19 protein-coding genes are annotated in these 20,383 nt (G+C 63.2%); 9 read left to right on the top strand and 10 right to left on the bottom strand.

Features of this window, described 5'->3' with window-relative positions; all coding sequences use genetic code 11:
* Window positions 1–112 precede the first annotated feature (112 nt).
* The 4 genes from RUW20_RS01260 to RUW20_RS01245 form a co-directional block, all read right to left on the bottom strand.
* Window positions 113–736 carry a YSC84-related protein gene (locus tag RUW20_RS01260; RefSeq protein ID WP_313950371.1) on the bottom strand — a complete coding sequence of 208 codons (624 nt, stop codon included), beginning with the start codon at window positions 734–736 and terminating at the stop codon, window positions 113–115.
* On the bottom strand, window positions 733–924 hold the full coding sequence (locus RUW20_RS01255; protein WP_313950370.1) for a hypothetical protein: 192 nt from the start codon (window positions 922–924) through the stop codon (window positions 733–735). Before RUW20_RS01255 ends, RUW20_RS01260 begins: the two co-directional genes overlap by 4 nt.
* A 168-nt stretch (window positions 925–1,092) precedes the next feature.
* Window positions 1,093–1,590, bottom strand: coding sequence for a DUF1269 domain-containing protein (locus RUW20_RS01250; protein WP_313950369.1), 498 nt, complete (start codon window positions 1,588–1,590; stop codon window positions 1,093–1,095).
* Window positions 1,591–1,876: 286 nt separating this feature from the next.
* Window positions 1,877–2,008 (bottom strand): cbb3-type cytochrome c oxidase subunit 3, encoded by a 132-nt coding sequence (locus RUW20_RS01245; protein ID WP_313950368.1) that lies wholly within the window; start codon window positions 2,006–2,008, stop codon window positions 1,877–1,879.
* A gap of 231 nt (window positions 2,009–2,239) precedes the next feature.
* Here RUW20_RS01245 and RUW20_RS01240 point away from each other — a divergent pair, with 231 nt between their 5' ends.
* From RUW20_RS01240 to RUW20_RS01230, 3 genes are all read left to right on the top strand, one after another.
* The gene (locus RUW20_RS01240) at window positions 2,240–2,800 is read left to right on the top strand and encodes a hypothetical protein (RefSeq protein ID WP_313950367.1); all 561 of its coding nucleotides are present in this window, start codon (window positions 2,240–2,242) and stop codon (window positions 2,798–2,800) included.
* A gap of 262 nt (window positions 2,801–3,062) precedes the next feature.
* Window positions 3,063–3,704, top strand: a complete 642-nt coding sequence (locus RUW20_RS01235) for a TMEM165/GDT1 family protein (RefSeq protein ID WP_313950366.1) — start codon at window positions 3,063–3,065, stop codon at window positions 3,702–3,704.
* A 5-nt stretch (window positions 3,705–3,709) separates the two neighbouring features.
* On the top strand, window positions 3,710–4,153 hold the full coding sequence (locus RUW20_RS01230) for a GNAT family N-acetyltransferase (protein WP_313950365.1): 444 nt from the start codon (window positions 3,710–3,712) through the stop codon (window positions 4,151–4,153).
* Between the two features lie 52 nt (window positions 4,154–4,205).
* Here the strand turns inward: RUW20_RS01230 and RUW20_RS01225 are convergent, their stop codons facing one another.
* The 5 genes from RUW20_RS01225 to RUW20_RS01205 all read right to left on the bottom strand — a co-directional run bounded on the left by RUW20_RS01225 (window position 4,206) and on the right by RUW20_RS01205 (window position 9,904).
* Window positions 4,206–6,491 (bottom strand): nitric oxide reductase activation protein NorD, encoded by a 2,286-nt coding sequence (locus RUW20_RS01225; RefSeq protein WP_313950364.1) that lies wholly within the window; start codon window positions 6,489–6,491, stop codon window positions 4,206–4,208.
* Window positions 6,492–6,519: 28 nt separating this feature from the next.
* The gene (locus RUW20_RS01220; protein WP_313950363.1) at window positions 6,520–7,323 is read right to left on the bottom strand and encodes a CbbQ/NirQ/NorQ/GpvN family protein; all 804 of its coding nucleotides are present in this window, start codon (window positions 7,321–7,323) and stop codon (window positions 6,520–6,522) included.
* 90 nt (window positions 7,324–7,413) lie between these two features.
* Window positions 7,414–8,793 (bottom strand): ribulose-bisphosphate carboxylase, encoded by a 1,380-nt coding sequence (locus tag RUW20_RS01215; RefSeq protein WP_313950362.1) that lies wholly within the window; start codon window positions 8,791–8,793, stop codon window positions 7,414–7,416.
* Window positions 8,794–8,859: 66 nt separating this feature from the next.
* The gene (locus RUW20_RS01210; RefSeq protein ID WP_313950378.1) at window positions 8,860–9,693 is read right to left on the bottom strand and encodes an HAD-IA family hydrolase; all 834 of its coding nucleotides are present in this window, start codon (window positions 9,691–9,693) and stop codon (window positions 8,860–8,862) included.
* 40 nt (window positions 9,694–9,733) lie between these two features.
* Window positions 9,734–9,904 carry a hypothetical protein gene (locus RUW20_RS01205; protein WP_313950361.1) on the bottom strand — a complete coding sequence of 57 codons (171 nt, stop codon included), beginning with the start codon at window positions 9,902–9,904 and terminating at the stop codon, window positions 9,734–9,736.
* A gap of 36 nt (window positions 9,905–9,940) precedes the next feature.
* On the opposite strand from RUW20_RS01205, the gene tkt reads away from it, so the two are divergent.
* The 6 genes from tkt to RUW20_RS01175 all read left to right on the top strand — a co-directional run bounded on the left by tkt (window position 9,941) and on the right by RUW20_RS01175 (window position 18,736).
* Window positions 9,941–11,926: a transketolase gene (gene tkt / locus RUW20_RS01200; RefSeq protein WP_313950360.1), complete on the top strand. Its 1,986-nt coding sequence runs from the start codon at window positions 9,941–9,943 to the stop codon at window positions 11,924–11,926.
* 20 nt (window positions 11,927–11,946) lie between these two features.
* A complete protein-coding gene (gap, locus tag RUW20_RS01195) occupies window positions 11,947–12,945 on the top strand; it encodes a type I glyceraldehyde-3-phosphate dehydrogenase (RefSeq protein ID WP_313950359.1) in 999 nt (332 codons plus the stop codon).
* Between the two features lie 504 nt (window positions 12,946–13,449).
* Window positions 13,450–14,889, top strand: coding sequence for a pyruvate kinase (gene pyk / locus RUW20_RS01190; protein WP_313950358.1), 1,440 nt, complete (start codon window positions 13,450–13,452; stop codon window positions 14,887–14,889).
* A gap of 127 nt (window positions 14,890–15,016) precedes the next feature.
* Window positions 15,017–15,955: a phosphoribosylaminoimidazolesuccinocarboxamide synthase gene (locus tag RUW20_RS01185; RefSeq protein ID WP_313950357.1), complete on the top strand. Its 939-nt coding sequence runs from the start codon at window positions 15,017–15,019 to the stop codon at window positions 15,953–15,955.
* Window positions 15,956–16,107: 152 nt separating this feature from the next.
* Window positions 16,108–18,201, top strand: a complete 2,094-nt coding sequence (locus RUW20_RS01180; protein WP_313950356.1) for a M3 family metallopeptidase — start codon at window positions 16,108–16,110, stop codon at window positions 18,199–18,201.
* 19 nt (window positions 18,202–18,220) lie between these two features.
* Complete coding sequence (locus RUW20_RS01175; RefSeq protein ID WP_313950355.1) at window positions 18,221–18,736, top strand: glutaredoxin family protein; 516 nt, start codon at window positions 18,221–18,223, stop codon at window positions 18,734–18,736.
* Window positions 18,737–18,830: 94 nt separating this feature from the next.
* Here the strand turns inward: RUW20_RS01175 and RUW20_RS01170 are convergent.
* Window positions 18,831–20,383, bottom strand: a 1,553-nt coding sequence (locus tag RUW20_RS01170) for a DUF1631 family protein (protein ID WP_313950354.1), incomplete at its 5' end; no start/stop codon positions are given.

The raw sequence follows: 20,383 nt of genomic DNA, 5'->3' as shown, positions 1-20,383 counted from the left end.
AATCGTTCGCCGGGCAGGGAGCATGCTCCCTGAATTCCCCGCCTCACCCCGGCCCGCGCTGGGGAGAAGGGAAATTCGTGAGTCGCGTACGCGACTTTCACGTTAAAAGCGCCTAATTGAGGTCGGCATCCTTGAAGAACTTCGTTCCCGACACCGTGAGCGTGGCCGAAAGGCCGGTGTCGGTCAGCTGGTACAGGTAGACGCCGGGCGCCACGGAGGCGGCGCCGGAAAACATGCTGCCCTGACCGCCGGCCATCGCCGCGAGGCTGGCCTGGCCGCCGAACTCCCAGCCCTGATCAATGAAGTTACGCAAGGCCTGCTCGCTGGCGAAGACGAAGATCAGGCGGCTCTTGTTGACGCCGAATCCCAGTCCGCCCTGCACCTGCGCCATTTTCATGAAGGTCTGGCGACCGGTCAGTTGGTTGACGACCACGCCCTTGCCGGTGGTGCCGCCGGCAAAGAAGAGCTTGATCCCGAAGGTGCTGAAAACCGCATAGCCCACGGAATGCTCGATCGCTCGTCGCGCACCCGGCGCAATTTCGTACAGCGCGCTCAGCGCGTCGTGTGACATCTCGCGAACCTGATGCCTGGCCTGAATGATCTTTCCTTCATTCGGTACGCCAGCGGGCAATACGTTCTCGACATCCTTCATCGGGTCCCAGGACCATTGCTGCGCAGCAAGCGGTGGTGACGCAAGGCAGATCGCGGCGAGGCAAACCATCGTGCGTGTGTTCATGATGTTTTCTCCAAAAGAACGAGCGGCGGAGAGCGGCTCTTGTGTTTCTTCAACCGCCTCGTCGCCTGCATCGCTCGCAGCGGGTTGTCGTTGATGTTACGCGCATTCAGGTATTTGAATTGTGGAAACGCGGTTTCCGGTAGCGTCTTCAGCAAGGCGCCGGGTGCTCCGCGAACCGCCGTCGCCATGACCCTCGGCGAACCTGGGGATCGCACCGACAGGGCCAGGGCGCGTCAGCCATCGGTGCCATGGAAGATGTCATTGCCGAGAATCGACCGCGGGGGCGGCAGCTTGGCGCTGCCCCCGACGATTCCGTTGCTGCCGCCGATTGCCAGCTGACCGTGGCCCCGTAGCGCTCAGCCGGCAGGCGGTGCCGCGTCGAGTGCCGCCTGCAGTGTAGCTTCCTCCTCGTGCGACAGCGAGGTTTCGATGACCTTGCCGCCGGTGCCCTGTAGTGCCGCCAGTACCTTTTCGGGAGATGCATGGCGCACCAGCACGAAGAGGACCGAGCTGCCGTTCTGGAAGGTGGCGGCGAGCTCCCGCAGGAAATCATCGTCGACGCCAGCGCCCGCCAGGGCGCCTCTGATTGCGCCGCCGCGGGCGTCGCTGGCCATGCCAATAACCGGGTTCATGACGATCGCGCCGACCAGCGTGTTCCAGAAGCCTTTACGCGCTTCGACCGCAGCGGCCGGCTTGTACATTTGCAGCAGGGTGACTTCACCCGCGTCATCCTTGACCGCGACGAGTGCCTCCTCGAGATCGATGAGGTGCGCCTGCTGCAGCTTGCGCAGCGTGATGCGGACCTCTTCTGCCCTGAATTGATTATCGTAGGCGATTACCACCAGCTTGCTCATGAAACACCCTCCTTGCTTGATTGAGTGACGTTGATCGGAGCGCTCGCGCCGATCGGTTCGCGCCGCCGCGGCGGCCGCTTGAATATGGGTTCGGCAGCTGGCAGCGTAACACTCTCGCGCCAAAGAATAGCACTTGCCGCGCGACCTTTCCTGACAATCCCCGGGCCAGGTTGTCGCTCTGCCGGCTCGTCAGGAATGGGTCGGCGGCGAGATCTCTGGGGGTCCGGTCAGGATGCCGCCGCGCTTGGGCGCTGGGCACCGGTCGAACGGTTGGCAGATGAACGCATCATTCCTTGCCTTCTTCAAAGGGAATTCGCGCGTCCTCCTCGAAGCGCGCCTTGCGCTTGCGTCCGAATACCCAGATCACGATGCCGACAAACGCGGCGATCAGCAACCAATGGTAGGTACTCAATTCCATCTGCATTCTCTCCTTCGCACCCCCGGGTCGACTGGCCCGGATGCCTTTCAGCCGATATGGGTTTCAGCCGGCAACAGCGTCCCGGCTGCGATCAGATGCTCTTGCTGCGTCTCGGCGATGACCTGTACGGCCGTCTGCAGCCGGCTCCTGCGCCTGGGGGATGCCACCTGCTCATGCTATATTCTGATTCGTCATACGGTCATGATCAACACCAATTCGCGGAGGACGGAGATGAAATCCCTTCATTGTTTCTCCCTGACGGTTTTTGTCGCGGCGATCGCTGCGGCACAACCGGTCTACGAAACGCAGGGCAAGGACGGCCCGGTCTTCTCGGATTTGCCGAGCGGAGGCAGGGACTTGCCGAGCCCAGGGGCCACCGAGCTGACGCTGCCGCCGATCAACGCCGGCAGCCCGCCGCCTGCGGCGTCCGCAGCGCCTGCGCTCCAGGCCGCGCCGGCGGCCGCCATCGCTCCCTACCAGTCGCTGCGCATCAGCCAGCCAGCGAACGGTGGCACGATCCATACGAATACCGGCCAGTTCTCCTTGCAGGTGGCCGCTGATCCCGAGCTGCGGACGGCTCAGGGCGATGTCCTGGTGGTCAGTCTCGACGGCCACCCGTTGCCCAGCACACGCACGACGGCGCAGTTCGACATCAGTCCGTCGGAGTGGCAGATGGCCGCGGGGGACAGCGTCGAGCATCAACTCCAGGTTTCAGTAGTGAACAGCGCCGGCACCGTGCTCATCACCTCGGCAGCGGTAAACTTCTACGCACATCGCGCGACCCGACGGTAGCTTGCGCAAGCGCCACTGCGCGGCGGGCAAGATTCTGTGGAAATCCGCAAGGCAAGCTTGACCCGGCTGACACCACGCGTCGATCCGCGAAGCGCCAACGATGGGCTGCGTGGCGTCTGGCGAGTCACCTGCACTTTCATGATCTAAGGGTGCTCCCTGGCTACCTGGCTTGCGGTATACTCGCGCGCCTCCCGGAGCCTCCCGCCACCCGCCTTTTCGCCAGCGGTGCTGGCACCGACCGGGATCGTTTCCGGAGACCAGGATGGATCAGAGTTCGTTGCCGCCCGTCGCGTCGCTGCTCAGCGCTGGCAGTGTTGTCGAGTTGTCCGCCACCACGCTGACCAGTTTTGTCTTGATCGCGGCAGCCGAAATCGGCGACAAGAGCCAACTGGTCTGCATGACCCTGGCTTCCCGGCATCGGCCGATGCCGGTAATGCTCGGCGCGCTGGCCGCCTTTGCCGTGCTGAACACGCTGGCGGTGGTATTCGGTGTGGCCATCGCCAGCTGGTTGCCCGAGTATGTGGTGGCTGCGATCGTCGCCGTTCTGTTTGCCATCTTCGGCGTTCATGCGCTGCGTGCCAGCGACGACGGAGACGATGAAGAAGTCGAGGAGAAAAGCGGCCGCGGTATCTTCTTCACCACCTTCCTGTTGCTGACCGTCGCCGAATTCGGCGACAAGACGCAACTCGCCGTGGTCGCCCTGAGCAGCACGCATGTGCCGGTCGCGGTCTGGCTGGGTGCAACCGCTGCTCTGGCCGCGACGTCGGCGCTGGGAATCCTGGCGGGTCGCACCCTCCTGCAGAAGGTCCCGCTGGCTCTGCTGCACCGCATCAGCGGCGCGTTTTTTCTGGTGCTGGCGGTGGTTGCCGCCTACCAGGCGTACGCCGCCTACGGCAAGGCGTAGGACGCATGCCGGACTTCCGGATCAGCACCCTCCGGGAGGAACTTGATGTTCCTCTGATCCACGCCTTTCTGGCCAATGAATCGACCTGGGCACTCGGAATTCCCTTGGCCACCGTTCAGCGCTCGATCGACCATTCACTGTGCTTCGGCGGCTTCCTCGGCTCATCGCAGGTCGCGTTCGCGCGCGTCATTTCCGACTACGCCACCTTTGCCAATCTGGTGGACATGTTTGTTCTCGCCGAATATCGCGGTCAGGGGTTCAGCAAGTCGATCCTGCAGGCTGTCCTGACGCACTCTCAGTTGCAGGGCCTTCGTCGCTTCACGCTGGCGACCGGCGACGCTCACGGCCTCTACGCAAAGTTCGGCTTCACCGCGCCCTTGCGGCCGCAGTCGCTGATGGAACGCTACTACCCCGATATTTACGCGGACGCACGCCGGCCATCGTCTTGAGTGCTGTTCTGCCCGATGTTCGCCATGTCGACGTCGGCAGCAACGTCCGACGCTACCGGGTCAGCGCCATGAACAACTCGGGCAGCCGTTCAGGCAGCCGTTCGATGTTGTCGATCACCGAATAGCGGCGGCCGAAGATGTCGCTGACGTAGTCGTCGGCCTTGCGGTCGAGGCTGATGCAGTAGGTGAAGATGCCTTGTCGGTCGAGTTCCTCGACCGACTTGCGGGCGTCTTCGATCAACAGGCGGTCGTCGTGGACGTCGACGTCCGCGGGCTGGCCATCGGTAAGCACCAGCAGCAGCTTCTTGTCGGCTTGCTGTGCGCCCAGGTAGTGCGCGGCATGGCGCATGGCGGCGCCCATCCGCGTCGAATAGCCGGCCTGCATCGCTGCCAGGCGACCCTTGACCGTGTCACCCCAGCGCTCGCTGTAACCCTTGAGGTGTAGGTAGCGAACGTCATGACGGGTGTCAGAGTGGAAGCCGGCGATGGCAAAGGGGTCGCCGAGTTGCTCGATCGACCAGGCGAGCAGCGATACTGCTTCCTGACTCAGTTCGAGAATGCTCTGCTCATCGCCGCCGTCGATCTTCACCTTGTCGGCCAGCGACTGCGAGAGATCGAGAAGCACGAAGACCGCCAGGTTGCGGCCGTCGGTGCGGTGGCTCATGTTGATCCGCGGATCGGGGTTGGCGCCACCCTTGAAGTCGATCAGCGAGCGTAGCGCGACGTCGAGGTCGAGTTCGCTGCCATCTTCCTGGTAACGGATACGTACTTTGTCCTGTGGCTTGAGGATGTCCAGCAGGCGCTTGAGGCGGCGCGCCAGCGCGGCGTGCTTCTCGAGCAGACGGTCGATAGCGCCGGCGTCGCCCGCCGGATGCAGCGATTCGTAGAGGCTGACCCAGTCCGGCCGATAGCTCTGGCTCTGATAATCCCACTCCGGGTAGTGGCGCGGCGGCAGGCGGTCGACGTCGGTCGCGGCGGCCCGCGGACGGTGCTCGTCGAACATCTCCTCGTCGTCGCTGAGTTCGTGGAATCGCCACAGGTGGCGGTTGTCGTCGCGATAGCTGACCTCGGTGTCGGCGAAATGCACACTCGGCAACTGGTCGCTCTGACGGCGCGTGCGGGCGATATAGGCGAGTGCCAGATCGGCAATTTCTTCGCTGCTCGAATCGCCACGCGCCATCCTCTCGTGAAAGTGGCGGACGAATTTCAGCAGCTCTGCGTCCTGGTAGCCGTGTTCGGGGTCGAGCAGCGCGCGCGAAAGGAGCGTCAGGCGATGGCGCAGACAGGACGTGGTTTGCGGATCGCAGGCAGCTTCGCGCGGCGCCGGGTGCAGGGCCAGAAAGATACGGCGCAGGCCGGGGTAAGTACGCATCGCCAGCGCCTCGACACGGCTGTCTTCGAAGGTTTCGATCGCCATGCGCTGCATCGGACTGCAGTTGTCGGCAAACATCGCTGTGCTCCAGCGGCGATGGCCGGCGATGTGTGCCAGCGTCGCACGGTAGCGGTCGATGCCGGGAATGCCCAGCTCGTCGTCGACCACGTCGGGCAGGCGAATCCCGGACGCATCGAAATAGGGCACTGCTTTCTGCTGCTGGTCGACATCGGTCGGGTAAGGAATCAGTTGCGCGCTGTCGCCCCAGAGCCCGCGCAGGTAAAGGTCGAGCAGGCGTTCGTGGTCAACCAGCAGCGTGCCGTGGCGCTCGCGCTGGAACACGGCGCGGCTGTCGGCCGACTTGAGACTGAAGTAGTCAGCTTGCCGCTCGGGATGATTGGGGTAGTTGCGGATGCCGTAGTCGACCCAGTTGCGCAGCCCGGAAATCGCCAGATTGTCGAGCAAGGTCGGTGCCTTGCCGAGGAATTCGGGCAGGCCGGGGCTGGCGAAGGTCTGGTGAATGCCGTGGATAGAACCCGTGGTGCGCTCGGCGAGATCAAGCGTCAGGTCCAGATAGCGCTGCATCTGCTGGCGCGAAGGCAGGCGACGGGCGACCGCCGCCAGCGTCTGCAGGAAGGGCGTGATGGCCTTGGCATTTGGCGATTTCCAGAGTGCGTGCATGGTCGCGGCGATGGCCGGCAGGGCGTCTTCGCCGACGATTCGGGCGATTGACGGCCACTCCTCGAGGAAGGCCAGTACCGGTTCGACGCCGCGCCCCATGCCGCTGAGGAAGCGCCCGCTGTCGAGGTAGGCGGCGACGCCAGCGGCCGAAAGCACGCTCAGCGCGTCGCGCATGCAGTCTTCGAAGACCTCGCCGACCTGTGGGAAGCCACAGGCGAGCTGCTCGCGGTAGCCGCGCAGGCGATCTTCCCAGGCTGGGGCAGCGCTTGTGTCGGTATCAGACATCAGCGGGATCTGTGCGGGTCGGTCGCGCTCAGGCAAAGATCGCGTCGATCGCGTGATCCAGCGTGTCGCGAATATCGCGGTCGTCGGTGATCGGCCGCACCAGGGCCATGCGGCAGGCATCCCCGGGCGAGACCCCGCCCTTGATCAGCGTCGCTGCATAGACCAGCAGACGGGTCGAGATGCCCTCGTCGAGGCCGTGCCCCTTGAGACGCCGGGCAGCGGCGCCGATGCTTACCAATTGCGCGGCGGTGGCTTCGTCGATGCCGCTTTCGCTGACCAGGATGAGAATTTCCAGCGCCGCGTCGGGATAGTCGAACTCGAAAGCGGTAAAGCGTTGCTTGGTGGACTGCTTGAGGTCTTTCATCAGGCTCTGGTAGCCGGGGTTGTACGAAATCACCAGTTGAAAATCGGCGTGGGCGCGAATCAGTTCACCTTTCTTGTCGAGTGGCAGCGTGCGACGGTGGTCAGTCAGGGGGTGGATGACCACCGTCGTGTCCTGGCGCGCCTCGACGACCTCGTCGAGATAGCAGATCGCCCCGATGCGCGCCGCCGTGGTCAGCGGGCCATCGAGCCAGCGCGTGCCGTTGGCTTCGAGCAGGTAGCGCCCGACCAGATCGGACGCGGTCATGTCTTCGTTGCAGGCAACGGTGATCAGCGGCCGGTTGAGCTTCCACGCCATGTACTCGATGAAGCGCGACTTGCCGCAGCCAGTCGGCCCCTTGACCATCACCGGCAGGCGCGCCGCGTAAGCGGCTTCGTAAAGCGCCACTTCGTTGCGCTGTGCTTGATAGAAAGGCTCTTCGAGAACCTTGAACTGCTCTTTGTCGCTCATTGGCTGTCCCTGTTCTGCGCTACGTCGATTGGCGGTCGGAATCATGCGCCGGCAAGGGTCACCGGCGCCCGCTTCCGTCCGCCCCGCCTGCTAGCGATGGACGCCGAGTTTATCGCGCCAGCCCGGATAGAGTAGGTCGGCATCGCCCGGGAAGGACTCGAAGGCGCGCGCGAACTCCTGGTGCTCCCTTGCCCACTCGATCGGGTCGGCGCCCGCTTGCCAGCACTCATAGGCCTGACGCAGCGAAATCGCGCCGGCGGCGGGGCTGTCGATGTGGCCGTACGAGCCGCCGCCCGAGGTGTTGATGACGTTGCCGTGGCCGAGGTTGGCAAAGAAACCCGGCAGGCGCAGCGCGTTCATGCCGCCGGAAATGATCGGCGTGGTTGGCTTCATGCCGTACCACTTCTGGAAGTATGCCGGCCCCTGATACTCGTCGCGTTCGATGATGTAGGCAATGGCTCTGTCGTCGGCGGTACCTTCCATCTTGCCGTAGCCCATGGTGCCGACGTGAATCCCCGAGGCACCCTGCAAACGCGACATCTTGGCCAGCACGTAGGCGTCGTAACCGCGTTTCGAACTCGGCGAGGTGACCGCGCCGTGGCCGGCACGGTGATAGTGCAGGTACTGGTTGGGGTACTGCCGGCGGGCGGTGGTGACCATGCCCGGGCCGCCGACGTAACCGTCGACCAGGAAAGCGATCTTGTCGGCATCCGGCCCGAAGGTCTCCAGGATGTAGTCGGCGCGCGCGCACATTTCGTAGTGATCGTCGGCGGTGATATTGGCCGAGAACAGTTTCGCCTGGCCGGTTTCGTCCTGCGCCCGCTTCATTGCGTCAACCACCAGCGGCATCACCTTTTTCATCGGCGCGAACACCTGATTGCCTTGTGGTTCGTCGTTCTTGATGAAGTCGCCGCCGAGCCAGAACTGGTAAGCGGCCTTGGCGAACGGTTCGGGACGCAGACCGAGCTTGGGCTTGATGATGGTGCCGGCGATGTAGCCGCCATCCTTGACCGGGCGACCGAGAACCCGCCACATGTCCGAGATGTCCTTGGCCGGGCCGTCGAACAGCTGAAGCGCACGTTCGGGCATGTAGAAATCATAGATCTTGGCGTGTTCGATGTCGCCCATGCCCTGGTTGTTGCCGATCACCAGGGTCAGGAAGGAAACGATCATCATCCGCCCGTCGGTGACATTGCGATCGAAGAGGTCGATCGGATAGGCGATGCGCATCTCTTCGCTCGCCTCGTCGATCAGATAGACCAGGGCATCGACGCCGCGGGTGAAGTCGTCCGTGGTGCACACCTCGACGTTGGTGCCGGTGGACGATTCGGCAGCGAAGTGTGCAGCTGCCTGAAGATAGTCGTAACCCGCCTTGGGCTTCATCTTGTAAGCCACCAGGATGTGCTTGCCAGCGCTGATCAGTTCGTCTTCCTTGAGGCTGAGGTCGGCGTAGCGATTCGATTGGTCCATGTTTGTCTCCGTGTCGATGATGGTGAAGAAAATATTCGTTGGTGATCCGAAAGGATGCGTGGCCCGCTAGGGATCGCTATCGGCAACTGCTTGCCGGTGCCAGCGGCGAAGCTGCGCCAGATCGACGTACTCGCCCGCCAGCGGCTGCCCACCCAGCCTCCGTGCCGGCGCGCCCGGCTCACCGAGATCGGAAATGATACTCAGGGCTCCGGCGAAGTCTTCGTCGGCGGTGTAGGCGTTGACGGTGATCAGCGTCGGCAGGCCGGCCGCCCGCGCAGCGCGAATGCCGGGTAGCGAATCCTCGACCGCCAGGCACTCTCCCGGAGCCAGTTTCATCTGCCGCAGCACCCAATGGTAGATGTCCGGAGCCGGCTTCTTGTCGGCCACCACATCGCCCGCACCGATGACTTCGAAAAGCGACCCGGCTTCGTCACCAAAGCTGGCCAGCAGCAGGCTGTCCAGGCTCGAACGCGTCGTCGTCGTGGCGACCGCCAGGCGCAGGCCAGCGCCACGCAACTCACGAATCAAGCGCGCCACCCCGGGCCGCAGGCCGATCGTTCCGTCGAGCACCAGGTTGGCGTAGATCGTGCTCTTCAAGTTGTGCAGGTCCGCCAGCCAGGTGGCGCTCCCGGTTTGGTTCAGCAACTGCGGCGCATGTCTCGTCGCAAAGTGACGAATCCGCTCCTTGCCGCCGGTGACTGCCAGCAGTTCGCCATAAGTGGCGACCGACCAGTTCCAGTCCAGACCTGACTGCGCAAAGGCCCGGTTGAAGGCGACGCGGTGGCCGTCACGCTCGGTATCGGCCAGCGTTCCGTCAACATCGAAGATCACTGCCTGCAGAGCAGCTTCGCAAGCAGTGGTCGCCCTCGCGCTGTGTTCGTTTGGCTGCTCAGAGGTCATCCTGTTCACGCTGCAAGTCCAAGTGCACCCAGTGTAGGTGTCACAATAGATAATTAAAAGTTAAACTTCTTTTGTATGTTGGTAAGTGTTTATTATTGTATTGTTCCCCAAGAGCGTATCCCCGGCCGACAACAACGACGTTGACGCCCACTTCTACCGCCTGACGGGGGAAGGTGGCAATGCCCGCTGTTTTGGCGGATAATTTGCCCATGCCACCAAACAACCTGCTTCGGATTGGCCAATCATCGTGCCCATTGCTTCTACCGCCCTGACCAACGTCATCCGCGCCCTTGCCATGGACGCGGTTCAACAAGCCAACTCCGGGCACCCTGGTATGCCCATGGGGATGGCCGAAATCGCCGAAGTGCTGTGGCGTCGTCATCTGCGACATAACCCGGGCAATCCTCGCTGGCCTGACCGCGATCGTTTCGTTCTGTCGAACGGCCACGGGTCGATGCTGCTGTACGCCCTGCTGCATCTCACGGGCTACGACGTATCGATTGACGATCTGAAGAACTTCCGCCAGTTTCAGTCGAGAACCCCCGGGCACCCAGAAGTCGGCCATACGCCCGGCGTTGAAACGACCACCGGGCCGCTCGGCCAGGGTCTTGCCAACGCCGTCGGCATGGCGATTGCCGAGAAGGTTCTGGCCGCCGAGTTCAACCGCCCGGGTCACGACATCGTCCACCACTCGACCTACGTCTTCCTTGGCGACGGCTGTCTGATGGAGGGCGTTTCGCACGAGGCCTGTTCGCTGGCCGGAACACTCGGGCTGGGCAGATTGATCGCCCTCTATGACGACAACGGCATCTCGATCGATGGTCATGTCGAAGGCTGGTTCACCGACGACACGCCGCAACGTTTTGCTGCCTATGGCTGGCAGGTTATCGCGGCCGTCGATGGGCACGACAGCCACGCCGTTGATCAGGCCTTGCTCGCGGCGCGCGCCGACACCGCCCGCCCGACGCTGATCTGCTGCAAGACGCGCATCGGCGAGGGTTCGCCGAACAAGGTTGGTAGCCACGACGTGCATGGTGCGCCGTTGGGCAGCGCGGAAGTCGCCGCAACCCGCGCCAATATCGGCTGGCCGCACCCGCCCTTCGAAATTCCCGACGCCGTCTATTCGAGTTGGGACGGCCGCATGCGCGGCAACGTCTTCGAAAACAACTGGAAGGCGCGCTTCGCCACCTATCAAGCGGCTTTCCCGGAGTTGGCGGCTGAATTCTCCCGCCGCATGAGCGGCGAGCTGCCGGCCGACTGGAGCGCCGGAGCCACGCAAACACTGGGCGAAATCGCGGCCAAAGGCGAAAACATCGCCACGCGTAAGGCCTCGCAGAACGCCATCAGCGCTTTCGCGCCGCGCCTGCCCGAACTGATCGGCGGCTCGGCCGATCTGGCCGGCTCCAACCTGACCCTGTGGAAAGGTTCACAGGGCATCAGCAGGAGCCAAGGCGGCAATTACCTCTATTACGGGGTGCGCGAGTTCGGCATGACCGCGATCGCCAACGGTTTGGCCTTGCACGGAGGCCTGATTCCGTACACGGCGACGTTCCTGGTCTTCTCGGACTATGCGCGTAACGCGATCCGCATGGCGGCGCTGATGAAGCTGCGCCAGATCATGGTCTATACGCACGATTCCATCGGCCTGGGCGAAGATGGTCCGACGCATCAGCCGGTCGAGCACGTCGCTTCCCTGCGCCTGATTCCCAATGTCGACGTCTGGCGTCCGGCGGATGCCAGCGAAACGGGTGCAGCTTGGGTCGCGGCCATCGAACGCAGTGACGGCCCGACGATCCTGGCGCTTTCCCGTCAGAATCTACCGACGGTTACCACCGGCGTGGCGCCCGAAAGTATGCGGCGCGGCGCCTATGTCCTGGCCGATTGTCCGGCACCACGGGCGGTGCTGATCGCTACCGGCTCGGAGGTCACACTGGTCCTTGATGCCTGCCGGGCGCTGGCTGATGAGGGAATCGCGGTGCGCGTTGTGTCGATGCCTTGTGCCGAAGTTTTCGACCGTCAGGACGCGGCCTACCAGGCCACAGTTTTGCCACGCGGCATACCACGCGTGGCCGTCGAAGCCGGTGTCAGCGGCTTTTGGCGAAAATACGTCGGCCTCGAAGGCGCCGTAATCGGTATTGATCGTTTTGGAGAGTCGGCACCCGCAGGCCGGTTGTTCGATTTTTTCGGTTTCACGGTGACCAATGTGGTCACGACCGTGAAGTCAGTGTTGTAATTTCTCTAGGAGACCGTTTCATGACAATCAAGGTAGGCATCAACGGCTTTGGCCGTATTGGACGGATGGTATTTCGCGCCGCAGTGCAGGACTTCCCCGAAATCGAGATCGTTGGCGTCAACGACCTGCTCGAGCCCGATTATCTGGCGTACATGCTCAAGTACGATTCGGTACAGGGCCGTTTCAAGGGTACCGTTGCAGTCGAAGGCAATTCGCTGGTGGTCAATGGCAAGAAAGTCCGTCTGACCGCGGTCAAGGATCCGGCCGAGCTGAAGTGGAACGAAATTGGCGCCGATATCGTCGTCGACGCGACCGGCCTCTTCCTGACCACCGAGTCCTGCCAGAAGCACATCGCCGCCGGCGCCAAGAAAGTCATCCAGAGCGCACCAAGCAAGGATGACACGCCGATGTTCGTGTTCGGCGTCAACGACAATACCTATGCCGGCCAGACGATCATTTCGAACGCATCGTGCACCACCAATTGCCTCGCTCCGGTGGCCAAGGTGCTCAATGACAATTGGGGTATCAAGCGTGGCCTGATGACCACGGTGCACGCTGCCACTGCCACCCAGAAAACTGTCGATGGTCCGTCCAACAAAGACTGGCGTGGTGGTCGCGGCATCCTCGAGAACATCATTCCGTCCTCGACCGGTGCTGCCAAGGCCGTCGGCAAGGTCATTCCCGAGCTCAACAAGAAGCTCACCGGCATGGCCTTCCGCGTTCCGACGTCGGACGTCTCGGTCGTTGACCTGACCGTCGAACTGAACAAGGAAACCACCTACGAGCAGATCTGCGCAGCAATGAAGGCGGCCTCGGAAGGTCCGATGAAGGGCGTCCTCGGCTACACGACCGATAAAGTGGTGGCCACCGACTTCCGTGGCGAGAGCTGCACGTCAGTGTTCGACTCGGACGCCGGCATGGCGCTTGACGGCACCTTCGTCAAGGTTGTTTCCTGGTACGACAACGAGTGGGGTTACTCCTGCAAGGTGCTGGAAATGATCAAGGTCATGGCTCGCTAACTTGTCATCGAGGGGTGCTTTCCGGCACCCCTCATTCTCACTCCCCACTCACCAATCACGCTTGGCAACATTCTCCAGTTGGAGGGTTCATCCGGCAGTTTCCCGGCGGATGGAGATTGCCCGCACGCGCGCTGCTTGTCCCGGAACTCTTGAACAGGGCAAGCCCTTGGCGCTGCGTTACAGGCAAAGCGTGCATTTCGTCCCGCCTTTCGCCGAAAGAAGCTTGACCGCGTCCGCGCCTCTCTCCAGAGTGTGCGTCGGAATCGTGTTACCCGATCAGCGCAGGAACGGCTTGCCGGACATGGCGCGTAGGCCTGACAACGGTGCACAATTGCGGTCGCCATTGCTCGCCGAGAAGACCCCATACATCAGTTGAACGCGGCGGCGCCCAGAGGTGTCGGAGACCACTACAGGCAAGACAGCCTGGCATCCCTGCTGCGTAATCGTTGCCCGGGACGCGCCTCTCATACAACAGCAGCCCAAGAAAAACGATAGGAACCCCCCATGCCCCGCGATACCAAGATCGTCGCCACCCTCGGCCCGGCGTCTTCTGACGCCGACGTGCTCGAACGCATGATCCGCGCCGGCGTCGATGTCGTGCGCCTGAATTTCTCCCATGGCAAACCGCAGGACCACATTGCGCGCGCGCAATTGGTTCGCGAGGCGGCCGCCCGTGTTGGACGCCCGGTAGGCATTCTCGCTGACCTGCAGGGCCCAAAAATCCGGATCGGGAAATTTGCCGACGGCAAGATCATGCTGGAAAAAGGGCAGCCTTTCATCCTCGACGCCAGTTGCGACCAGGGTAATGCCGAACGCGTTGGCCTGGACTACAAGGATCTGACCCGTGACGTTTCGGCGGGTAGCGTCCTCCTGCTCGATGACGGGCGTATCATTCTTGACGTGCAGCGCGTGCTTGGTTCGGAGATCTTCACGGTCGTTCGCCACGGCGGCGAGCTTTCCGACAACAAGGGCATCAACCGGCAGGGAGGCGGCCTTTCGGCGCCGGCGCTCACCGCCAAGGACATGGACGACATCCGCACGGCGGCAAGCATCGCGGTTGACTTTGTCGCCGTGTCCTTTCCGAAGAGCGCCGCTGACATGTACATGGCCAAGCAACTGATGCACGCTGCGGGCGGACACGCACTGACCATTGCCAAGATCGAGCGCGTCGAAGCGGTGGCCGCTCTCGAGGAGATCATCTCCGCTTCGGACGGCATCATGGTCGCTCGCGGCGACCTCGCAGTAGAAGTCGGCGACGCCGCCGTGCCGGCGCTGCAGAAGCGCATGATTCGCCTGGCGCGCGAGAAGAACAAGCTGGCCATTACCGCGACGCAAATGATGGAGTCGATGATTCTTTCGCCGGCACCGACTCGCGCCGAAGTGTCGGACGTCGCCAACGCCGTGCTCGATGGCACCGACGCGGTGATGCTCTCCGCCGAAACCGCGGCTGGCAAGTATCCGGTCGAGACGGTTGAGGCGATGGCCAGGATCTGCCTGGAAGCCGAGAAGTCTGCCGAAGTGACGCTTGAGCGTGAGTTTCTCAATCAGGTTTTCACGCGCATTGATCAGACCATCTCGCTGGCCGCCATCTGGACGGCACACCACCTCAAGGTCAAAGCCATCGCCGCGCTTACCGAATCGGGTTCGACGGCACTCTGGATGAGCCGCCTCAACTGTGGCGTGCCGGTTTACGCGCTGACCCCGCGACCCGAGGCGCTGACCAAGATGACGCTTTATCGGGCGGTGTTCCCGGTGCTCATGGAGGAGCAGCCGAGCAGTCGCGATGAACTCCTGCACAACGCCGAAGAGCGTCTGATCAAGGAGAAGTTGATCGAAAAGGGTGACTTCATCGTGCTCACGGCGGGCGAACCGATGGGCAACAGCGGCGGCACCAATACCCTGAAGATCGTTCGCGTCGGCGATCAGCCCAGAGGCGAAACCTGAGCGCCAAGCGTGGCCGCCCGATCACCGCTGGATGGCAATTCCGCCGTCCGGGACAGCGAGCAATCTGCCCTATAATCCCACCGCTTGACCGCCCGCTTGACGCCCGTTCTCCCACTGGACCAATACCGTGACCGAAGCCCTTTTTGAGTCGACGATCAAGAGCCTGCCACTACTCGGCCGCGGCAAGGTGCGAGACATCTACGCCGTCGGGGCTGACAAGTTGCTGATCGTGACCAGTGATCGTCTCTCGGCCTTCGACGTCATCCTGCCTGACCCGATTCCCGGCAAGGGCCGGATACTCACCCGCCTGGCGAGTTTCTGGTTCGAAAAACTGGCCGACATCGTGCCCAACCAGCTGACCGGAATCGCTCCGGAAACGGTGGTGGCAGCTGACGAGCGGGCCCAGGTACGGGGCCGTGCGCTGCTTGTCAAACGCTTGCGGCCGCTGCCCATCGAAGCGGTGGTGCGGGGTTATCTGATCGGCTCGGGATGGCAGGACTACCAGGCCAGCGGCAGCGTTTGCGGCATCCAGCTGCCGGCAGGACTGCGGCTTGCGAGTCGCTTGCCGCAGCCGATTTTCACTCCCGCGAGCAAGGCCGCGATCGGCGATCACGACGAGAACATTTCCTTCGAGCGCGCCCAGGCGGACTGCGCCGCCGCACTCGCCGATGTGCTTGCCGTGGCCGGCAAGAGCGGCGCGCAGATCGCCGCCGAGGCGCGCCGCGCCGCTCTCGATCTGTACAGCACAGCTGCCGAGTACGCGGCCGCGCGTGGCATCATCATCGCCGATACCAAGTTCGAATTTGGCCTGGATGCTGCCGGCACACTGCACCTGATCGACGAAGCCCTGACCCCGGACTCGTCACGTTTCTGGCCGGCCGACGACTACCGTGTGGGCAGCAATCCGCCTTCCTACGACAAGCAGTACGTGCGCGACTACCTCGAAACGCTGGACTGGAACAAGCGCGCGCCGGGTCCTCGCCTGCCGCCCACCGTGATCGCGGGAACTCGTGCCAAGTACGGCGAGGCGCTGGAGCGTTTGACCGGCGTGCCGTTCGTCGAATGACCCGACCGCGGAGGCAATGCGCGATCGTTGGCCTTCGATCTTTCTCGTTCCCCTGACGACGCGCGCCGTTAGCCGCGTTAGTCGCGGATGGTGACTCTTTAGAACAGGCTGGCACTGCCTGTCGGCAAGCCGCCCGAACCCTGGACCCATTGATGACTACCCACACCCCGTCCGCTAATCCCCTTCTCGACTTCTCCGGGTTGCCCCGCTTCGACGCCGTCGCACCATCCCACGTGCGCGCGGCGATCAGCACGCTACTCGACGAGTGTCGCGCACTGCTTGTGCGCCTGAGCTCGGATGAGGCCGCCGCGACCTGGGATGGCTTCGCCGTGCCGCTGATCGACGGGCTCGAACCTCTGTCGCGTGCCTGGGGAGTGGTCGGTCACCTGCACGCGGTCAATGACGTTCCCGAGTGGCGTGATGCCTATAACCAGATGTTGCCGGATGTCTCGCGTTTCTACGCTGAAGTCGGGCAGAACCTGCAGCTGTTCGCCAAGTACAAGGCGATCGCCGAGGGTAGCGAATACGCGTGCCTGTCGGCTGCCCGGCGGCGCATCGTCGACAACGAGATTCGCGATTTTCGACTGGCCGGCGCGGAATTGCCCGAAGACCAGAAGCCCCGCTTTCAGGCCATTGCCGAGGAACTCTCGCAGCTCTCGGCGAAGTTCTCGGAGAACCTGCTCGACGCCACCAACGCCTTCACCGAAGTGGTGACCGACGCAGCCGAGCTGGCTGGCGTGCCCGACGACGCCTGCCAGGCCGCTCGCCAGGCGGCAGAGAAGGATGGCCAGAGCGGCTGGAAGTTCACCCTGCACATGCCGTCCTACCTGCCGCTGATGCAATACGCCGACAGTCGCCGTTTGCGGGCCGTGATGTACCGCGCCTACGCCACGCGCGCAGCCGAATTCGGTGCTGCCGAACTCGACAACACGCCGTTGATTCGCCAGATCTTGCTGCTACGCCGAGAAGAGGCGCGAATGTTGGGCTACGCCAACTTCGCCGAAGTCTCGCTGGTGCCGAAAATGGCCGAATCGGTACCACAGGTATTGGCTTTCCTGCGCGACCTGGCGGCCAAGGCGCGGCCGTTCGCCGAGCAGGATGTAGCCGAACTGAGCGATTTTGCGCGCGACGAGTTGGGTCTCGAGACGATGGAAGCCTGGGATGTTGCTTACGTCTCCGAGAAGCTGCTGCAACGACGCTACGCTTTCTCGGAGCAGGATGTGAAGCAGTATTTCACCGAGGACAAGGTTCTCTCCGGACTGTTCGAGGTGATCGAGACCCTGTTCGGTGTTTGCCTCAAGCCCGACCGTGCGCCGGTGTGGCACGAGGATGTGCGTTTTTTCCGCATCGAGACGCCAGGCGGCGAGCTGCTCGGACAGTTCTACCTTGATCTTTACGCCCGCGATACCAAGCGGGGCGGCGCCTGGATGGATGAGGCGATTACTCGCCGCCGCCTGCGCCTGGAAGTGGCCACGAGGGCGAGCGACGACATCCAGAAGCCGGTTGCCTACCTCAACTGCAATTTCTCACGACCGGTCGGTGAAAAAGATGGGCTGCCGCGGCCGGCGACCTTCACGCACGACGAAGTGATCACCCTGTTTCACGAAACGGGCCATGGCCTGCACCATCTACTAACGCGTGTCGACGAACTGGCCGTAGCCGGTATTCACGGGGTCGAGTGGGATGCCGTCGAGTTGCCGTCGCAGTTCATGGAGAACTACTGTTGGGAGTGGGGCGTGCTGCAGGGGATGAGTGCGCATGTCGACAACGGAGAGCCCCTGCCGCGCGCGTTGTTCGACAAGATGCTGGCCGCCAAGAACTTCCTCAGCGGCATGCAGACGCTACGGCAGGTCGAGTTTTCGCTGTTCGACCTGCTGCTGCACAGCGATTTCGACCCGGCCGGCGAGCGCAGCCTGCTCGAATTGCTCGCCGATGTGCGACGCGAAGTTGCGGTTTTTGTCCCACCCGAATGGCACCGCTTTCCGAACAGCTTTGCGCACATCTTCGCCGGCGGCTATGGCGCCGGCTACTACAGTTACAAGTGGGCCGAGGTCCTCTCGGCGGATTGCTACGGCGCCTTCGAGGAGGCGGGCGATCCCTTTGACCGGAGCGTCGGGGAGCGCTTCCTGCGCGAGATCCTGTCGGTCGGCGGCAGTCGCGCGGCGATCGACAATTTCCGTGCCTTCCGCGGTCGCGAACCTCGGGTCGACGCGCTGTTGAGGCACAGTGGTATGATTGCCGCGTAACAATTGAGGAGCTGAAGCCATGCTCACGACCGCCGCACTGCGCTTCGCCAGCATCGCCACCGTGCTACTGGCCGCTACCGCCACCAACGCGCAAACCACTTATCGGTGGATCGATCGGGCGACGGGCGGCACCGTCGTCTCTGACCGTCCCCCTCCGCCAGGTGCCAGGCAGGTAGTCGTCGTCGAGGCCGCGAGCGGTGCCGACCGGCAGCGGCTTCCCTATGCTACCCGCCAGGCGAGCGAGAAATTCCCGGTCGTCCTTTACACCAGCGCCGATTGCCCCGCGTGCCCACAGGCGCGTGCCCTACTCAACGGCCGTGGTGTGCCGTTCGCGGAAAAACTGCTGACCAGCGAAGAACAGCTCGCCGAGCTCGGCCGGCAACTGGGCGGTGCGGCTTCGCTACCGAGTATCAGCGTCGGACGACAAGGCTCGAGAGCGTTTGCAGCTGCTACCTGGAACGAGTTGCTCGATCTGGCCGGTTATCCGGCGACCGCTCCCTACGGGTACCAGCCGTCCGGCTCAGCCGCGGAATGAAGCTTTCCTGCTGGCCTGGTCGGCCGGCAGGAAAGCCCACCTGACGATCCGCTCTTCCCGCGTCATGCCCTCATGAAAGCGAGGCGGCCGGCTATCATGCCGCCTTCAGCTTTTCCAGTGCACGGTTGACGGCGCGATCGAACATCGGCTCGACCGGCACGATGGTCGCTTCGCCACGTTCGATCTGTAAGGTCAGTGCGTCCGGCGCCACTGATATCGCTCGTGGCGACTGGGAGTTGGTGAACAGCAGGATACCCCGCTGCGGACTGATCCATGACAGACGATAACGCAAAGCGCCGCTCTCGGCATTGGCGAACTCGACCCAGTCGCCCCGCTGCAGGCCCCCTACCAGCGAGCGGATGTCGCCGTCATCCTGTGAGGCCGCCAGCGCACTGCCGTCGGCGAGGGAGATACGTTCCAGATGTGTTTCCCCGTGCTCGATGTGCTCGCTGGCAATCCGCGCCGGCTCGGCCGCCGTCACCGGCGCTTGCGTTTTCGTAAGCAGCGGTGCCGCACCGCGCAGCACCGCGGCGTGCATGCTGAACAGGGCGTCGATGAGGGCGAGACGGCGCTCATCGGCCATCTCCAGGCTGGCCAGGCCGTCACAGATGCGGCGAACGAGAGTCGGCAAGCGGGCCGCCAGTCGCTTCCGGCTCTGCGCATCCGGCTGCGGTTCGATGCTCGCCACCAGGTCGCTGATGGTGCCCATGGCGGCGCCCCAGGCGTTGTCATCCTGGTCCACATAGTGCCGAATCAACAGCATGCGCCATTCGTGGGTCAGCAGGTCCGTCACTGCAGAAGGTAGGAGCGGCATTGCCAGCCAGCTGGCGAGCGCCTGATCGACAGTCATCATCGCCAGCTCCTGCCGTTCCTGTTCGACGACCAGTGGAGCGGCCTGGGCCGCGCGAGCATCGGCGGCGTCCTCCTGGGCGTCCAGAAAGGTGTTCAGTTCGAGACAAAGCGTGTCGAACAATCCGGTGTCCTGAGTGAATTCGTTCTGCAGCCGCTCGACGATTTCGGTGATCCGCGCGTAAAGCGGGTTTTCGTGCCCAGCCAGGGGGCCGCAGCGTATCGCTGCCCGCGAAATTCCATCGAGCAGCCGCCGGGCCGGATGTGCCTTGCTGGAAAAGAATGTCTTGTCAAGCAAGGCGACCTTCAGCACCGGAATCTGCAGGCGCGCCACCAGTGCCTTGATCGGATCGCCGACCGACGCATCGTCGAAAATGAAGTCGAACAAGGTGGCGACGATATCCACGGTCACCGAATTGAGCTGGTCGAGGCCTTGGCCAGTGTCACTGGTGCGGAACTCGCGCAACACGCTGCCCGCCGCAACGGGCGTCGCGCTGTGCACAGGTACTGCCCTTTGCAGGGTGTCCAGCGTGGCCATGACCTGGTCCATGGCGATGAGCATGTTGCCGGATGATGTGCCGCCTTGTTGGGCTACGCCGGCCGGCACGCCGCCAGGACTAGCGAACATGCCCGATGCGATGCCACCGCCAGTCCAGCTGCCACCTACAGATCCACCCCCACCGCCACCGCCAGGGCCAGGGCCAGCACCGCTGGCGACACTGCCCAAGCCACCACTCGACACCGCACCCGACGGCTGGGCTTGTACCAGTTTCTGCAGCAGCGCAAAGAGATCGGTGG

Source organism: Accumulibacter sp. (assembly GCF_032229525.1).
GTDB lineage: Bacteria > Pseudomonadota > Gammaproteobacteria > Burkholderiales > Rhodocyclaceae > Accumulibacter.
This window is presented reverse-complemented; position numbering and strand designations above follow the sequence as displayed.

What these genes read in the sequence shown, in the direction of transcription:
- RUW20_RS01260 (WP_313950371.1), bottom strand. Translation starts at nt 736, where the DNA reads ATGAACACACGCACGATGGTTTGCCTCGCCGCGATCTGCCTTGCGTCA.
- RUW20_RS01255 (WP_313950370.1), bottom strand. Translation starts at nt 924, where the DNA reads ATGGCGACGGCGGTTCGCGGAGCACCCGGCGCCTTGCTGAAGACGCTA.
- RUW20_RS01250 (WP_313950369.1), bottom strand. Translation starts at nt 1,590, where the DNA reads ATGAGCAAGCTGGTGGTAATCGCCTACGATAATCAATTCAGGGCAGAA.
- RUW20_RS01245 (WP_313950368.1), bottom strand. Translation starts at nt 2,008, where the DNA reads ATGGAATTGAGTACCTACCATTGGTTGCTGATCGCCGCGTTTGTCGGC.
- RUW20_RS01240 (WP_313950367.1), top strand. Translation starts at nt 2,240, where the DNA reads ATGAAATCCCTTCATTGTTTCTCCCTGACGGTTTTTGTCGCGGCGATC.
- RUW20_RS01235 (WP_313950366.1), top strand. Translation starts at nt 3,063, where the DNA reads ATGGATCAGAGTTCGTTGCCGCCCGTCGCGTCGCTGCTCAGCGCTGGC.
- RUW20_RS01230 (WP_313950365.1), top strand. Translation starts at nt 3,710, where the DNA reads ATGCCGGACTTCCGGATCAGCACCCTCCGGGAGGAACTTGATGTTCCT.
- RUW20_RS01225 (WP_313950364.1), bottom strand. Translation starts at nt 6,491, where the DNA reads ATGTCTGATACCGACACAAGCGCTGCCCCAGCCTGGGAAGATCGCCTG.
- RUW20_RS01220 (WP_313950363.1), bottom strand. Translation starts at nt 7,323, where the DNA reads ATGAGCGACAAAGAGCAGTTCAAGGTTCTCGAAGAGCCTTTCTATCAA.
- RUW20_RS01215 (WP_313950362.1), bottom strand. Translation starts at nt 8,793, where the DNA reads ATGGACCAATCGAATCGCTACGCCGACCTCAGCCTCAAGGAAGACGAA.
- RUW20_RS01210 (WP_313950378.1), bottom strand. Translation starts at nt 9,693, where the DNA reads ATGACCTCTGAGCAGCCAAACGAACACAGCGCGAGGGCGACCACTGCT.
- RUW20_RS01205 (WP_313950361.1), bottom strand. Translation starts at nt 9,904, where the DNA reads ATGGGCAAATTATCCGCCAAAACAGCGGGCATTGCCACCTTCCCCCGT.
- gap (WP_313950359.1), top strand. Translation starts at nt 11,947, where the DNA reads ATGACAATCAAGGTAGGCATCAACGGCTTTGGCCGTATTGGACGGATG.
- pyk (WP_313950358.1), top strand. Translation starts at nt 13,450, where the DNA reads ATGCCCCGCGATACCAAGATCGTCGCCACCCTCGGCCCGGCGTCTTCT.
- RUW20_RS01180 (WP_313950356.1), top strand. Translation starts at nt 16,108, where the DNA reads ATGACTACCCACACCCCGTCCGCTAATCCCCTTCTCGACTTCTCCGGG.
- RUW20_RS01175 (WP_313950355.1), top strand. Translation starts at nt 18,221, where the DNA reads ATGCTCACGACCGCCGCACTGCGCTTCGCCAGCATCGCCACCGTGCTA.